This is a genomic window from Enterobacter cloacae complex sp. SHL020, assembly GCF_049236945.1.
GTDB classification, from domain to species: domain Bacteria; phylum Pseudomonadota; class Gammaproteobacteria; order Enterobacterales; family Enterobacteriaceae; genus Enterobacter; species Enterobacter dykesii.
In genome coordinates this window covers 232160-245725 of the sequence record NZ_JBMKJF010000004.1, presented here as the reverse complement: position 1 = coordinate 245725, position 13566 = coordinate 232160, and the positions used below count along the sequence as shown (strand labels likewise).

The 13566-nt window shown below is 57.5% G+C and carries 13 protein-coding genes; 2 read left to right on the top strand and 11 right to left on the bottom strand.

Features of this window, described 5'->3' with window-relative positions; genetic code table 11:
- Positions 1 to 122: 122 nt before the first annotated feature.
- Positions 123 to 1340 carry a beta-ketoacyl-ACP synthase I gene (fabB, locus tag ACOTZB_RS12720; RefSeq protein ID WP_023336433.1) on the bottom strand — a complete coding sequence of 406 codons (1218 nt, stop codon included), beginning with the start codon at positions 1338 to 1340 and terminating at the stop codon, positions 123 to 125.
- Between the two features lie 158 nt (positions 1341 to 1498).
- Here fabB and mnmC point away from each other — a divergent pair, with 158 nt between their 5' ends.
- Complete coding sequence (gene mnmC / locus ACOTZB_RS12715) at positions 1499 to 3496, top strand: bifunctional tRNA (5-methylaminomethyl-2-thiouridine)(34)-methyltransferase MnmD/FAD-dependent 5-carboxymethylaminomethyl-2-thiouridine(34) oxidoreductase MnmC (protein WP_421627296.1); 1998 nt, start codon at positions 1499 to 1501, stop codon at positions 3494 to 3496.
- Positions 3497 to 3552: 56 nt separating this feature from the next.
- Here the strand turns inward: mnmC and ACOTZB_RS12710 are convergent, their stop codons facing one another.
- From ACOTZB_RS12710 to prmB, 6 genes are read right to left on the bottom strand one after another with little or no spacing between them, the layout of a single operon-like run.
- A complete protein-coding gene (locus tag ACOTZB_RS12710) occupies positions 3553 to 3831 on the bottom strand; it encodes a YfcL family protein (protein WP_047652588.1) in 279 nt (92 codons plus the stop codon).
- A 13-nt stretch (positions 3832 to 3844) separates the two neighbouring features.
- Positions 3845 to 4390: an elongation factor P hydroxylase gene (locus ACOTZB_RS12705; RefSeq protein WP_033146101.1), complete on the bottom strand. Its 546-nt coding sequence runs from the start codon at positions 4388 to 4390 to the stop codon at positions 3845 to 3847.
- The gene (locus tag ACOTZB_RS12700) at positions 4390 to 5199 is read right to left on the bottom strand and encodes a sulfite exporter TauE/SafE family protein (RefSeq protein WP_421627295.1); all 810 of its coding nucleotides are present in this window, start codon (positions 5197 to 5199) and stop codon (positions 4390 to 4392) included. The genes ACOTZB_RS12705 and ACOTZB_RS12700 overlap by 1 nt, the downstream gene beginning before the upstream one ends.
- Positions 5199 to 6023 (bottom strand): penicillin-insensitive murein endopeptidase, encoded by an 825-nt coding sequence (gene mepA, locus ACOTZB_RS12695; RefSeq protein ID WP_047647178.1) that lies wholly within the window; start codon positions 6021 to 6023, stop codon positions 5199 to 5201. The genes ACOTZB_RS12700 and mepA overlap by 1 nt, the downstream gene beginning before the upstream one ends.
- A 2-nt stretch (positions 6024 to 6025) precedes the next feature.
- Positions 6026 to 7111 (bottom strand): chorismate synthase, encoded by a 1086-nt coding sequence (gene aroC / locus ACOTZB_RS12690; protein ID WP_045888688.1) that lies wholly within the window; start codon positions 7109 to 7111, stop codon positions 6026 to 6028.
- Between the two features lie 60 nt (positions 7112 to 7171).
- Positions 7172 to 8104 (bottom strand): 50S ribosomal protein L3 N(5)-glutamine methyltransferase, encoded by a 933-nt coding sequence (gene prmB, locus ACOTZB_RS12685; RefSeq protein WP_008502612.1) that lies wholly within the window; start codon positions 8102 to 8104, stop codon positions 7172 to 7174.
- 145 nt (positions 8105 to 8249) lie between these two features.
- On the opposite strand from prmB, the gene smrB reads away from it, so the two are divergent.
- Positions 8250 to 8801 (top strand): endonuclease SmrB, encoded by a 552-nt coding sequence (smrB, locus tag ACOTZB_RS12680; protein ID WP_008502613.1) that lies wholly within the window; start codon positions 8250 to 8252, stop codon positions 8799 to 8801.
- 46 nt (positions 8802 to 8847) lie between these two features.
- On the opposite strand, the gene sixA is transcribed toward smrB, so the two are convergent.
- The 4 genes from sixA to ACOTZB_RS12660 all read right to left on the bottom strand — a co-directional run bounded on the left by sixA (position 8848) and on the right by ACOTZB_RS12660 (position 13522).
- Complete coding sequence (gene sixA / locus ACOTZB_RS12675) at positions 8848 to 9333, bottom strand: phosphohistidine phosphatase SixA (protein ID WP_032659231.1); 486 nt, start codon at positions 9331 to 9333, stop codon at positions 8848 to 8850.
- A 209-nt stretch (positions 9334 to 9542) separates the two neighbouring features.
- Positions 9543 to 11690 carry a fatty acid oxidation complex subunit alpha FadJ gene (fadJ, locus tag ACOTZB_RS12670; protein ID WP_421627294.1) on the bottom strand — a complete coding sequence of 716 codons (2148 nt, stop codon included), beginning with the start codon at positions 11688 to 11690 and terminating at the stop codon, positions 9543 to 9545.
- Positions 11690 to 13000: an acetyl-CoA C-acyltransferase FadI gene (gene fadI / locus ACOTZB_RS12665; protein ID WP_337281351.1), complete on the bottom strand. Its 1311-nt coding sequence runs from the start codon at positions 12998 to 13000 to the stop codon at positions 11690 to 11692. The genes fadJ and fadI overlap by 1 nt, the downstream gene beginning before the upstream one ends.
- 237 nt (positions 13001 to 13237) lie before the next feature.
- Complete coding sequence (locus ACOTZB_RS12660) at positions 13238 to 13522, bottom strand: YfcZ/YiiS family protein (RefSeq protein WP_023336445.1); 285 nt, start codon at positions 13520 to 13522, stop codon at positions 13238 to 13240.
- Between the last annotated feature and the right edge of the window lie 44 nt (positions 13523 to 13566).

Sequence of the window (13566 nt, the reverse complement as noted above, 5' to 3'; positions counted from 1 at the left end):
TAAACGCTTACGCATTATCGTGAGGATAATGTTGAGGGTGAAGTTTGCCTGTGAGATCAGCCGCTTGTCAATGCATAAAAAAAGGGAGCCTTATGGCTCCCTTCCGGATTCAAACGTAAAACTTATGCTTTCAGCTTACGCATGACCAGCGTGGCGTTGGTGCCACCAAAGCCGAAGCTGTTTGACATGACGGTGGTCAGCGTCGCTTCCGTTGGTTTGGTCACGATGTTCAGGCCAGCAGCCTGCTCGTCCATCTCATCAATGTTGATGCTTGGCGCGATAAAGCCATTTTCCAGCATCAGCAGAGAGTAGATCGCTTCCTGCACGCCAGCCGCACCCAGAGAGTGACCGGTCATGGCTTTGGTCGCGGAGATTGCCGGGCTGTTGTCGCCGAAGACTTCGCGGATCGCACCCAGCTCTTTCACGTCGCCTACCGGAGTAGAGGTACCGTGGGAGTTCAGGTAGTCGATTGGGGTGTCAACGCCGTGCATCGCCATCTTCATGCAGCGCACCGCGCCTTCGCCGGATGGCGCAACCATGTCGGCGCCGTCAGACGTTGCACCGTAGCCCACGATCTCAGCGTAGATGTGTGCGCCACGTGCCAGGGCATGCTCCAGCTCTTCAACCACAACCATGCCGCCGCCGCCCGCGATAACGAAACCGTCACGGTGCGCATCATAGGTACGGGATGCTTTATCCGGGGTTTCATTGTACTTCGTGGACAGTGCGCCCATCGCGTCGAATTCACAGGCCATTTCCCAGCCCAGCTCTTCGCCGCCGCCAGCAAATACGATGTCCTGTTTACCCAGTTGGATCTGCTCAACAGCATTACCGATGCAGTGTGCGGAAGTCGCACACGCGGAGCTGATGGAGTAGTTCACACCGTGGATTTTGAACGGGGTCGCCAGGCACGCGGAAACCGCAGAACCCATGGCTTTAGTCACCACGTACGGACCTACTGCTTTCAGACCACGCGGGCTACGCATTGCGTCAGCGCCGAATACCTGCGCTTTTGATGAGCCGCCGGAACCGGCGATCAGACCCACGCGCGGGTTGTTCTGATAAACCTCTTCACTCAGGCCGGAATCTTTGATCGCTTCCTGCATGGAGAGATAAGCATAAATAGAGGCATCGTTCATGAAACGAACCACTTTGCGGTCAATCAAACCGGTGGTGTCCAGTTTGACGTTACCCCATACGTGGCTACGCATACCTGAATCTTTAAACTCTTCAGAGAAAGTGATCCCGGAGCGTCCTTCACGCAGAGATGCCAGGACTTCCTGCTGGTTATTACCGATGCTGGAAACAATGCCCAGGCCAGTAATCACTGCACGTTTCATTCAATACCTCTGTAAGTCGCACTATAGTAAGTTTCGAGTCGCACAATAGCGTACACTTGTACGCCGAACAAGTCCGATCAGACATTTTCTGCGGAAATTTGCACCGATGGACTCACATCGTTAAGATCGTGCCACTGCCTGTCAGACGAGTAACTTACGTGAAACAAAACGCTATACAACCCGCCAACCTCGAATTCAACGCTGAGGGTACACCTGTTTCCCGAGATTTTGATGACGTCTATTTTTCTAATGATAACGGACTCGAAGAAACTCGCTATGTTTTCCTCGACGGAAACCAGCTCAGCACCCGCTTCCCGGAGCATCCGCGGAGCCTGTTTGTGGTCGCGGAAAGTGGATTCGGCACCGGGCTGAATTTTTTAACCCTCTGGCAGGCGTTTAACCAGTTTCACGCTGCACACCCTGAGGCTACGCTACAAAGATTACATTTCATCAGTTTCGAAAAATTCCCGCTGACCGCGCACGATCTGCGGCTCGCTCATCAGCGCTGGCCAGAGCTTGCTGCCTGGGCGGAACAGCTTCAGGCGCAGTGGCCGCCTCACATCGGCGGCTGCCACCGTCTGATTCTGGACGGCGGACGCGTGACGCTGGATTTATGGCTTGGCGACATCAATGACCTGACCGATACCCTCGACGATTCGATGAATCAGACGGTGGACGCGTGGTTCCTTGACGGCTTTGCCCCCGCTAAAAACCCGGACATGTGGAGCCAGCATCTGTTTAGCGCGATGGCGCGGCTGGCGCGCCCGGGCGCAACGCTTGCCACCTTCACCTCGGCAGGCTTTGTCCGCCGCGGGCTGCAGGAGGCGGGCTTTACCATGCAGAAAACCAAAGGCTTTGGCCGCAAGCGCGACATGCTGGTCGGCAGAATGGAGCAGACGCTGGACATCCCCGCACAGGCGCCCTGGTTTACGCGCCGCGCCAGCGCATCCCGTGAGGTGGCGATAGTCGGCGGGGGGATCGCCAGCGCTCTGCTGTCCCTCGCGCTTCTCCACCGCGGCTGGCAGGTCACGCTCTACTGCGCTGACGACGCACCCGCCTGTGGAGCGTCCGGTAACCGTCAGGGGGCGCTCTACCCGCTTTTAAGCGCGCACGATCCGGCCCTGTTCCAGTTTTTCCCCGCGGCGTTTACCTTCGCTCGTCGTCTGTACGACGCCCTGCCGGTGGCGTTCGATCATGACTGGTGCGGCGTCACGCAGCTCGGCTGGGATGAAAAGAGCCAGCAAAAAATCACGCAGATGCTGTCGCTGGGCCTGCCTGACGAGATTGCCCGCGCGGTAAGTGCGCAAGAGGTGGCGGACACCGCTGGCGTGGAAACCGGCTGTGGGGGCATTCAGTATCCGCTCGGCGGCTGGCTGTGCCCGGCTGAACTGACTGCGGCGGTCATTGCGCTGGCGCAGTCGCGCGGGCTGACGACGCATTATACTCACAAGGTTGAATCGTTGAGCCGGACAGAACGCTGGAATCTGCGTTTTGCCGATGGCAAAGAGGCGAGCCATGCCAGCGTTGTGCTGGCAAACGGACATAACATCAGCCAGTTTATCCAGACAGAGACGTTGCCGGTTTATCCCGTCGGCGGCCAGGTGAGCCATATTCCTTCCGCGCCCGAACTGAGCAAACTGCGTCAGGTGCTGTGCTATGACGGCTATCTGACGCCGCAAAATCCGTCTAACGGCCATCACTGCATCGGGGCCAGCTATCATCGTGGCGAAACGGATATGCGCTACAGCGAAGCGGATCAGGCGCAGAACCGCCAGCGCCTGATTGACTGTTTCCCGGATGCGGCGTGGGCGAAAGAAGTCGACGTCAGCGCCGGAGACGCGCGCTGCGGCGTGCGCTGCGCCACCCGCGATCATCTGCCAATGGCGGGAAATGTGCCGGACTATGATGCGACGCTTGAGGCCTATCAGGATCTGGCTGAACGCAGGGAGACGGCGGCGGCCTCGCCGGTGTATCCGGAGCTGTTTATGCTGGGCGGGCTGGGTTCTCGTGGGATCTGTTCTGCGCCGCTGCTGGCGGAAGTGTTAGCCGCGCAAATGAGCGGCGAGCCGATCCCGCTGAACAGGGTTACGCTTGCGGGGCTGAATCCGAATCGCTTGTGGGTACGGAAACTGCTGAAGGGGAAGAAGGTTAAGTAGGTGCGGCCTGGTGCCCTCACCCGCCCCTCTCCCACAGGGAGAGGGTGGTGAAACACTTACTTCGCTTTCGCCTGCTGGAACAATTTGTCCCACATGCCCAGCACCAGTGACTGGTCGCGCGGAGAGAGCTCCCCGGCCAGAATGGCTTTTTCCAGGCTGCGAGTGACTTCAGCGTGAACGGCATCAGCAGAGTGATCGTCCCCCGCTTCCAGCTCGGCTACCGCGAGCGTCAGGTGACCACGCAGATAACCGCTGGCGAACAGCTCATCATCGCTGGCATGTTCCACCATGTCATCAATTAACGCCAGAATGCGTGATTCAAATTCTGCGATCATCTTCTTTCCTCTGTTAAAGATCTTCCGGCCAAGGGAAGCATTCCGCCGTGATAACCGGCGTGTGGTAATAATTCTGTAAGGCCTCGATCAGACGTGCCGGACGTTCCGGGATGCCTTTCTCAAGATATTCCATCACCTGCGCGTGAACGCGGCGCTGGAAGACGATACGGTCTGGCTCGAAGTCGCCTTCGAGGTTGTCACAGCTGACGTTGAACGGGAAACCCGCAGCGACGCAGAATAGCCATTCCAGCGCCTGCGGCTTCACTTCCACATCTTCAAACTGGCCCTGAGTGGCGGCATCACGTCCGTCCGGGCAGTACCAGTAACCGAAGTCCACCAGCTCGCGCCGCGCTTTACCCGCAATGCACCAGTGCGAAATCTCGTGCAAGCCGCTGGCATAAAAGCCGTGGGCAAAGACGATGCGGTTATACGGAACCTCCGCATCAGCAGGAAGATAGATCGGTTCGTCGTCGCCTTTAATCAGACGGGTATTAAAATCGTCAGCAAAACAGCCGTCGAAAATCTCAATCAGCTGTTCGTATTTATGCGTACTGTTCATTAGTGCATCCCCAACCAGGTGAGGATCTCCTGTCCATGGCTGTCATAAAGAAGTTTGGCGCTCATTACGGCCGAGACGATGACGATCATCGGGCGAATAAGTTTTTGTCCTTTGCTTAATACCAGACGCGAGCCCGCGCGCGCGCCCAGGAACTGCCCTGCCATCATCACAAACCCGGTTGCCCAGATAACCTTGCCGCCAATGATAAACAGCAACAGGCCGCCGACGTTTGAGGTCGCGTTGAGCACTTTGGCATGGGCGGTGGATTTGGCGAGGTTAAACCCGGCCAGCGTCACGAACGCCAGCGCGTAAAACGAGCCAGCCCCCGGGCCGAAGAAACCGTCGTAAAAACCCACGCTGCCCCCGGCAATCAGGGCAAACGGCAGGCCGTACAGGCGACGCAGGCGGTCTTCTTCACCGAGCTTTGGCATCAGCAGGAAGTAAAGCCCGATGCAGATGACCAGAATCGGCAGGATCTGGCGCAAAATATCGGACTGCACGTGCTGAACCAGCAGCGCGCCCGACGTGGAGCCGATAAAGGTCATCAGGATATTGAGCTTCTGATCGGCCAGGCTCACCACCTTACGGCGGATAAAATAGAGCGACGCCGAGAGCGAGCCGCCGCAGGCCTGCAGCTTGTTGGTGGCAAGCGCCTGCGCCGGGCTCATGCCCGCCGCCAGCAGCGCGGGCACGGTTAACAACCCGCCGCCGCCCGCGAGCGCGTCGATAAAACCGGCCAGCATGGCCACAAAGAACAGCACCACCAGCAGCAGCGGTGACACCATAAACAGATCGACGAAATTATCCATTAAAGTACATGCTCATCCAGTAGCGCCTGGCAGGAAGGCGGCAACGGAGGCGGTGTCTTCTTCTCAGGCTTAGAGGTTCCAGGTTTTGCCGGCTCAAACCAGCTTTGCAGTTCCGCACCGCAGCCATCGCCTGGCGGCGGAAGCGGCTGATCTTCACATTCCAGGCTATTCGCCGGGCAGCGCAGACGAACGTGCATGTGCGCACGATGCTGGAACCACGGGCGCACTTTGCGCAGCCAGTCGCGATCGGTTCCGGCATCCAGGCAGAGCTGCTGCTTGATGGCCGGGTTGACGAAAATCCGCGTGACGTCGTTATCTTCAGCCGCCAGCTTGATCATGCTGGATACGTCCCGCGTCCACAGGGACGGGACAACGCGCTTACCGTCGCTCGCCACCAGATCCAGCGCCTGCGGTTTCAGCAACTGGGCAGACGACCAGCGCGCTTTCGGCAGCTGCAGGAAGATATCAACATCCAGTCCGGTCTGGTGACTGGCGTGCCCACCGTTAAAACGCCCGCCGGCAGGCATCCCCATATCGCCAATCAGCATCGTGCCCAGCCCCAGGTTATGCACCTGGTTTCCCAGGCGCTGGATGAACAGCACCAGGTCAGGGTGGCCGAAGTAACGACGCTGGTCGGTACGCATCACCTGATAGGTATCAGACTGGAGAGGAAGCTCCTGGGCACCGACGATACAGCCGTTGGAAAAGGCGCCAATAGACTGCGCGCTCCCCGCCACCGGGTGGGTAATTTTTTGCCACGGTGTGGCGGCCAGACTGGCTCCACTGGCAAGCAGCGCCAGCAGAGCAATTGCGGTTTTTTTCATGTTTACCAGCGTGGAATGGTGGTCGTCACATCCGCATTCTGCGCGCGCTGGCGCAGGAAGTGATCCATCAGCACGATCGCCAGCATCGCTTCTGCGATCGGCACCGCGCGGATCCCCACGCACGGATCGTGACGTCCTTTGGTGATCATCTCAACTTCTTCGCCATCGCGGTTAATCGTGTGGCCCGGCACGGTAATGCTGGAAGTTGGCTTCAGCGCGATGTTGGCAACAATCTGCTGCCCGCTGCTGATACCGCCCAGGATGCCGCCCGCATGGTTGCTCTGGAAGCCCGCTTTCGTGATTTCATCGCGGTTCTGACTGCCGCGAAGCTGAACCACGTCAAAGCCGTCGCCAATCTCTACGCCCTTCACGGCGTTGATGCTCATCAGCGCGTGGGCAATGTCGGCGTCAAGACGGTCAAATACCGGCTCGCCCCAGCCAGCCGGGACGCCGTCGGCCACCACGGTCACTTTCGCGCCAATGGAGTCGCCCTCTTTTTTCAGGCCGCGCATCAGTTCATCCAGCGCCTCAAGCTTGTCGGCATCGGCGCAGAAGAACGGGTTTTGTTCAACCTGATCCCAGTCCTTGATCGCCAGCGGAATGTCGCCCATCTGGGTCAGACAGCCGCGGATAACGATGCCAAATTTCTGCTGCAGGTATTTTTTGGCAATCGCCCCTGCCGCCACGCGCATCGCGGTTTCACGCGCGGAAGAACGTCCGCCGCCGCGATAGTCGCGGAAGCCGTACTTTTGTTCGTAGGTGTAGTCGGCGTGGCCCGGACGGAACACGTCTTTGATGGCGCCGTAGTCCTGGGAGCGCTGATCGGTGTTTTCGATCAGCAGACCAATGCTGGTCCCGGTGGTGCGGCCTTCAAAGACGCCGGAGAGAATTTTGACCTGGTCCGGTTCGCGACGCTGCGTGGTGTAGCGAGAGGTGCCCGGGCGACGACGGTCGAGGTCGTGCTGTAAATCGGCTTCGGTCAGTTCGATGCCTGGCGGTACGCCATCAACGATACAGCCCAGCGCCAGCCCGTGTGATTCCCCAAAGGTGGTCACGCGGAATACCTGTCCAATACTGTTTCCTGCCATCACGGCTCCGATGTTGTTGTTTGTGTTTGAGCGTTGTGAAACGGGCCGAAGCCCGCTGGATTAATCTTTATAAATGCTGAAGTGTTCGCGCGCGTCGAGCAGCTGCGCTTTGGTCAGCATAAAGACGCCGTCACCGCCGTTGTCGAACTCAAGCCAGGTGAACGGCACATCCGGGTACTGCTCTATCAGATGTACCATGCTGTTGCCCACTTCACAAATCAGAACGCCGTCGTCGGTCAGGTAATCCGGCGCGCAGGCCAGAATGCGGCGGGTCAGCTTCAGGCCGTCAGAGCCTGACGCCAGACCCAGCTCCGGCTCGTGACGGTATTCGTTCGGCAAATCGGACATATCTTCCGCATCGACGTACGGCGGGTTGGTGACGATCAGATCGTACTGCAGCGTCGGCAGATCGCGGAACAGGTCGGAGCGAATTGGCGTAACGTGATGGATCAGCCCGTGCTCTTCGATGTTGTGCTCGGTCACGGCCAGCGCGTCGGTGGAGATATCGACGGCGTCCACTTCCGCTTCCGGGAAGGCGTACGCGCAGGCAATCGCGATGCAGCCGCTGCCGGTACACATATCGAGAATGTGCTGCGGCTGATGGCCAATCAGACCTTCAAAGTGGTTGTTGATCAGCTCGCCAATCGGCGAGCGCGGCACCAGCACGCGTTCATCGACATAGAACTCGTGGCCGCAGAACCAGGCTTTATTGGTCAGATAGGCGACCGGAATGCGTTCGTTCACGCGGCGGATCACGCGCTCAACGATGCGATGTTTTTCGCTGGAGGTCAGGCGCGCGGTGCGCATGTCTTCCGGAATATCCAGCGGCAGATAGAGAGACGGCAGCACCAGCTGTACGGCTTCATCCCACGGGTTATCGGTACCGTGACCGTACCAGATATTGGCGGCGCTGAAGCGGCTAACCGACCAGCGCAACATGTCCTGTATGGTATGCAGCTCGTTTACTGCTTCATCGACAAATATTTTATCCACTCTTTCCTCCAGGGCATGCTCGCATAATTTTCGGCGGCTAGTTTGCCATGAAGACGGCGATAAATCAGCAATGACGCGTCGCGCTTGAGGTTAAAAAATGCGTTTAGTCGGGTACACTGTCGGAAATACGAGATGAGAATGACGAATGAAAAAGAAAACATCGCTCAGCGAGGAGGATCAGGCGCTCTTCCGCCAGCTAATGACCGGGACGCGGAAAATCGCGCAGGACACGATTGTCCATCGCCCGCAGCGTAAAAAAATCAGCGAAGTCCCGGTCAAACGGCTGCTGCAGGAGCAGGCAGATAACAGCCACTATTTTTCAGATGAATTTCAGCCGCTGCTTAATACGCAAGGGGCTGTTAAGTATGTACGCGAAGACGTCAGCCATTTTGAGCTGAAAAAATTACGCCGCGGGGATTATTCGCCGGAGCTGTTTCTCGATCTGCACGGTTTAACGCAGATGCAGGCGAAACAGGAGCTGGGGGCGTTGATCGCTGCCTGTCGCCGTGAACATGTTTTTTGCGCCTGCGTGATGCATGGCCACGGTAAACATATCCTCAAGCAACAGACGCCGCTGTGGCTGGCTCAGCACCCACACGTAATGGCTTTTCATCAGGCACCGAAAGAGTACGGCGGAGATGCCGCGTTGCTGGTGTTGATTGAAGTGGAAGAGTGGCAGCCGCCAGAGTTGCCCTGACAGAATGGCGGGAAGCACATTGCACCCCGCCATATCGCACGTCACGTCAGATCGCTTTTGCCATCTTCAGGTTGCACGGACTCATTTGCCAGTTGAAGACACCTTTGCCCGTTTCGTCGAGAGATACATTGGCAATGGCGGAGGTTGTGAACATCGGCGGGGTCTCGCCCGGGCACAGCTCAGATACCAGATAGCCAACCAGTGGCAGGTGGGAAATGACCAGCGCGGAAGCGACACCTTCATTGCACAGCGCCTGAAGATAAGCGCTGACAAGGCCTACATCGCCACACGGGGTGAGTTCAGGCAGAACATCCACACTGGTCGGCAGGTTCATACATTCACCTACCACATCCAGCGTCTGTTCTGCACGCAGGAACGGACTCACCAGAACGCGTTCGATGTCCACTTTTTGACCGTTAAGCCAGGTCGCCATCAGACGAGATTCGTCGCAGCCACAGACGGTCAAAGGACGTACTGAGTCACTGGCGGCATCGAGTGCCGCGTCGCCGTGACGCATGATAAAAACTTGCATATTGCACCGCTTTTGTTAACCAGAATCACCGGCGTTAACTACCCGCGATAAATGCTAAGAGGTAGAAAACCCGATGGCCGGGCATTGTGCCTGATCCATTCGGTGAATGAAACGCTGTTTTTTACCTCAATGGCGTAAGTATAGTCAATCTCTGTTTACAAAATCGCCAGAACAGGTCCATTCACTTCAGGATTTACCCTTCTTTGACCTCAGCTTACGAGGACAGTTTCCCTTGCAGGCCAAAATGTCTGGCCGCGTTCCGCCATCAGCAATAATTCGTCACACGGCGTAAACCGGGGACCATATTGCGAAGCCAGACGTTGCAGGATAGCAACCACTTCACCCGCGCCGAGCGTATCCATGTAACGGAACGGGCCGCCAAGGAACGGCGGGAAACCAATGCCAAATACCGCGCCGATGTCGCCATCGCGCGCGCTCTTGATCACCTGCTCATCAAAGCAGCGCGCCGCTTCATTGAGCATCATCATCACGCAGCGCTCAGCGCACTGAACGGCGGACAGTTTTCCCTGACCTGTGGTCGAAATGAGTCCATATACCGAAGGGTCGACCTGTTTCCTGCTTTTACGCCCTTTCGCGCCGTAAAGATAGAAACCGCGTTCATTTTTTCTGCCTTTGCGATCGTCCTTCAAAATCGCAGAAACAATGTTTGCAGGTGGGCTAAAACGATCGCCATATGCGGCTTCCAGCACTGGTATAATTTTAGTGCCGGTGTCTATTCCCACCTCATCCAAAAGTTGGATTGGGCCAACGGGGAAACCAAACTTTACCAGCGCCTCGTCGACGTGCTCAATCTTCTCCCCTTCAGTCAGCAACCGCATGGCTTCATTAATGTAGGGCGCCAGAATGCGGTTGACGTAGAAGCCAGCTTTGTCCGCTACCACAATCGGGGTTTTGCCCTGTTTTTTCGCAAGCTTCACCACGGTGGCAACAGTTTGCGGACTGGTCGTCGCGTGAGGAATAACCTCCACCAGCGGCATTTTTTCTACCGGGCTAAAGAAGTGCAGTCCGATCACCTGCTCCGGACGCACGGCTTTCGCCGCGATATCGCCAATTGGTAATGACGACGTGTTAGAGGCAAAAATGGTGTGCGGGGCGCAATGTTGCTCAACGTCTGCCACCATCTGTTGTTTAAGCGCCAGATCTTCAAACACGGCTTCAATCACCAGATCGCGGTGCGCAAAACCGCTGTAATCCGTCGTACCGGAGATCATCGCCAGGGTTTTATCACGCTCGCTTGCCTTGATATGGCGGCGATTAACCTTCCGATCAAGGTTCTGCCAGCTGTACTGCAGCGCGTGGTTGATCCCCTTAGGATTAATGTCTTTGATTCGTACAGGCAATTTGCCTTTGCTGGCGGTAACAAAAGCGATACCGCCGCCCATGAGTCCCCCACCCAGTATGCCAACGGCACGCAGCGGCGCAGGCTCAGCCTCGCTGCCCGGATCTTTTTTCACCTCCGTGCTGGCGAAGAAGATGCTGCGCAGCGCCTGCGACTGCGGCGTGATCGCCAGTTCGCCAAAGGCTTTGGCCTCCGCGGCATAACCGCTGCTGCTGCCCTGCGACAGCCCGGTTTCGATCACGTCCAGGATCCGCTTTGCCGCCGGGTAATTGCCTTTGGTTTTTTGTTCGGTCTTTTTGCCCACCATGTTGAACAGGAGGGTTCTTCCCAACGGGCCGGCCAGCACGCGCTCGCGAACCGGCAGAGGACGTTTTGCCTGACGCCCTTTCAGCGCAAGCTCAACGGCGGCCTCCAGCAAAATGGACTGCGGCACGACATCATCGACCAGACCGGCTTTCAGCGCCTGACGGGCACGCAGCTGTTTACCGGTTAAGATCATCTCCAGCGCCGTGCTGATACCCACCAGGCGCGGCAGCCGTTGCGTTCCGCCGGATCCAGGCAGCAGGCCCAGCTGCACTTCCGGCAGGCCCAGAATCGTTTTCGCATCGTCGGTGCAAATCCGGCTGTGACAGGCCAGCGCCAGCTCAAGCCCACCGCCCAGACAGGCACCGTGGATCGCGGCAATGACCGGGATCGGCAGACCGTTGATCTCCGCCATCACCTGCTGGCCCTGACGCGCCAGCTCTTCGGCTTCCAGGGCGCTTTGCGCCCGGGCGATCATGTTGATATCCGCACCGGCGATAAAGTTATCCGGCTTGGCAGAGATAAACACCAGACCACGAATAGCTTTGTTGTCGCGGATCTGCTTTAGCATCGCGCGCACCTGAACACCAAATTCGGCCTTCAGGGTATTCATCTTTTCATCCGGCACATCAATAGTGATAACGGCCACGTTATCGAGGCGAACCGTCAGATTAAATGCAGATGGCATATCCATTATTCAGCCTCCAGAACCATTGCTGCGCCAAGGCCACCCGCCGCACAGGCGGTAACGAGGCCAAACCCGCCGCCACGGCGACGGAGTTCATGTAATGTTTGCGTGATCATCCTCGCCCCTGTGGCGGCAAACGGATGACCGTAGGCGATAGAGCCGCCCAGCACGTTGAATTTACTCTGATCCACTTCGCCCGTGGCATGCGCGCGGCCCAGCACATCGCGCGCGAAACGCTCGCTTGCCAGCAGCTGGACGTTTGCCAGGGTTTGCGCGGCAAACGCTTCGTGCATATCAATCAGGGTTAAATCAGCCAGCGTCAGCCCCGCGCGCTCCAGCGCCAGCGGCGTGGACCACGCCGGACCTAACAACATGTCCTGCCAGACATCAATGGCGGTGAAGGCATAGCTGCGTAAATAGCCCAGGGGAGTGATGCCCAGCTCCTTCGCGCGGGATTCGGTCATCAGGATCACGGCGGCGGCGCCATCCGTCAGCGGCGTACTGTTCGCCGCCGTCACGGTGCCGTGCTTGCGGTCAAACGCCGGGCGCAGTTTGGCGTAATCCGCCAGCGTTGAGGTGCCGCGAATATTGTTATCTTCCGCAAGCGGTTCACGGTAAGGGGGAATATAGGCGGTCATGACCTCGTCGGCCAGCTTGCCTTCCGACCAGGCTTTTGCCGCAAGCTGATGTGAACGATGCGCCAGGGCATCCTGCTGTTCACGCGTAATGCCGTACGTTTTTGCCATCTGCTCGGCGGTATCCCCCATGCGCAGGCCGGTGGAGTATTCCGCGACGGCAGGTGGTACAGGCATGAGGTCGCGCAGACGTAAACGCGAGAAGAGTTTGAGTTTCTGACTCGTCGTACGGGCTTTATTGGCATCCACCAGGATGCGCGCCAGCTTTTTACTGACCCCAATCGGCAGCACCGAAGAGGAGTCCGCCCCACCCGCAATCCCGGCGCGAATCGTGCCCGCCATCAGGCTTTCGGCGACGTTAGCCACGGCCTGGAAGCTGGTTGCGCAGGCGCGGCTGACGCTGTAGGCATCGGTATGCACGTTCATTCCGGTACCGAGGACGATTTCACGCGCAATATTGGGGGCTTCAGGCATCTGCACAACCTGACCAAATACCAGCTGTTCGATGACCTCAGGCGGAATTTCGCTGCGAGCCAGCATCTCCCCCACTACCATTTTCCCCAGGTCGACGGCCGGTATGCCATGAAACGCCGTTGCCTGACGCGCAAACGGCGTGCGCAACCCACTGACTATGGCAATGCGATCGCCCTGACGGGTAATAAGCGGTAATGCCTGACTCATAACACTCCCCTGTAAAAAATTTTCGCAAACATAAAGTGGTCTGACCTGATAATAGTCTTAACCATTTTTTTACATTCAGCCAATCGGGGAAACGAAAAAGTGCGAGCTAAAACACAGAGAAGAAAAAGAAAATGCCCCAAGGAAAAAGCAAAACGGTAACCCATAGGTTACCGTTTTTAGTGTTTGCACACTCTCCCGTGGGAGAGGGCTGGGGGTGAGGGCATCAGGCCGCAGAGATTAACGCAGGCCCAGCTGGAAAATCAGCGTTTCTGCTTCACAGGCGAAGACAAAGTCGATGTCCAGCTTCACGCCACCTTCCACTTCGGTAAAGGTAGACTTGATTTCACACGGATCGGATTCAACGTCACGCGCACGCTTGCTCAGCGCGGCCAGGGTCTCTTCCGCTTCGGCACGGTTGGTGAATACACGGCTGTAAGAGGCGGTGCAATCGGTGTTGTCCATGATGGTCCCAACATCCATACAGCAGCAAACCGGGGTTTCATCAGCACTGCATTTACTCATAGCTCAATTTCCTCTGTATTCGCGCAGCGCGCGAGATAGACACG

Coding starts and splice junctions, on each gene's coding strand:
- fabB (WP_023336433.1), bottom strand. CDS start 1,340: ATGAAACGTGCAGTGATTACTGGCCTGGGCATTGTTTCCAGCATCGGT.
- ACOTZB_RS12710 (WP_047652588.1), bottom strand. CDS start 3,831: ATGATCGCAGAATTTGAATCACGCATTCTGGCGTTAATTGATGACATG.
- ACOTZB_RS12705 (WP_033146101.1), bottom strand. CDS start 4,390: ATGAACAGTACGCATAAATACGAACAGCTGATTGAGATTTTCGACGGC.
- ACOTZB_RS12700 (WP_421627295.1), bottom strand. CDS start 5,199: ATGGATAATTTCGTCGATCTGTTTATGGTGTCACCGCTGCTGCTGGTG.
- mepA (WP_047647178.1), bottom strand. CDS start 6,023: ATGAAAAAAACCGCAATTGCTCTGCTGGCGCTGCTTGCCAGTGGAGCC.
- aroC (WP_045888688.1), bottom strand. CDS start 7,111: ATGGCAGGAAACAGTATTGGACAGGTATTCCGCGTGACCACCTTTGGG.
- smrB (WP_008502613.1), top strand. CDS start 8,250: ATGAAAAAGAAAACATCGCTCAGCGAGGAGGATCAGGCGCTCTTCCGC.
- sixA (WP_032659231.1), bottom strand. CDS start 9,333: ATGCAAGTTTTTATCATGCGTCACGGCGACGCGGCACTCGATGCCGCC.
- fadJ (WP_421627294.1), bottom strand. CDS start 11,690: ATGGATATGCCATCTGCATTTAATCTGACGGTTCGCCTCGATAACGTG.
- fadI (WP_337281351.1), bottom strand. CDS start 13,000: ATGAGTCAGGCATTACCGCTTATTACCCGTCAGGGCGATCGCATTGCC.
- ACOTZB_RS12660 (WP_023336445.1), bottom strand. CDS start 13,522: ATGAGTAAATGCAGTGCTGATGAAACCCCGGTTTGCTGCTGTATGGAT.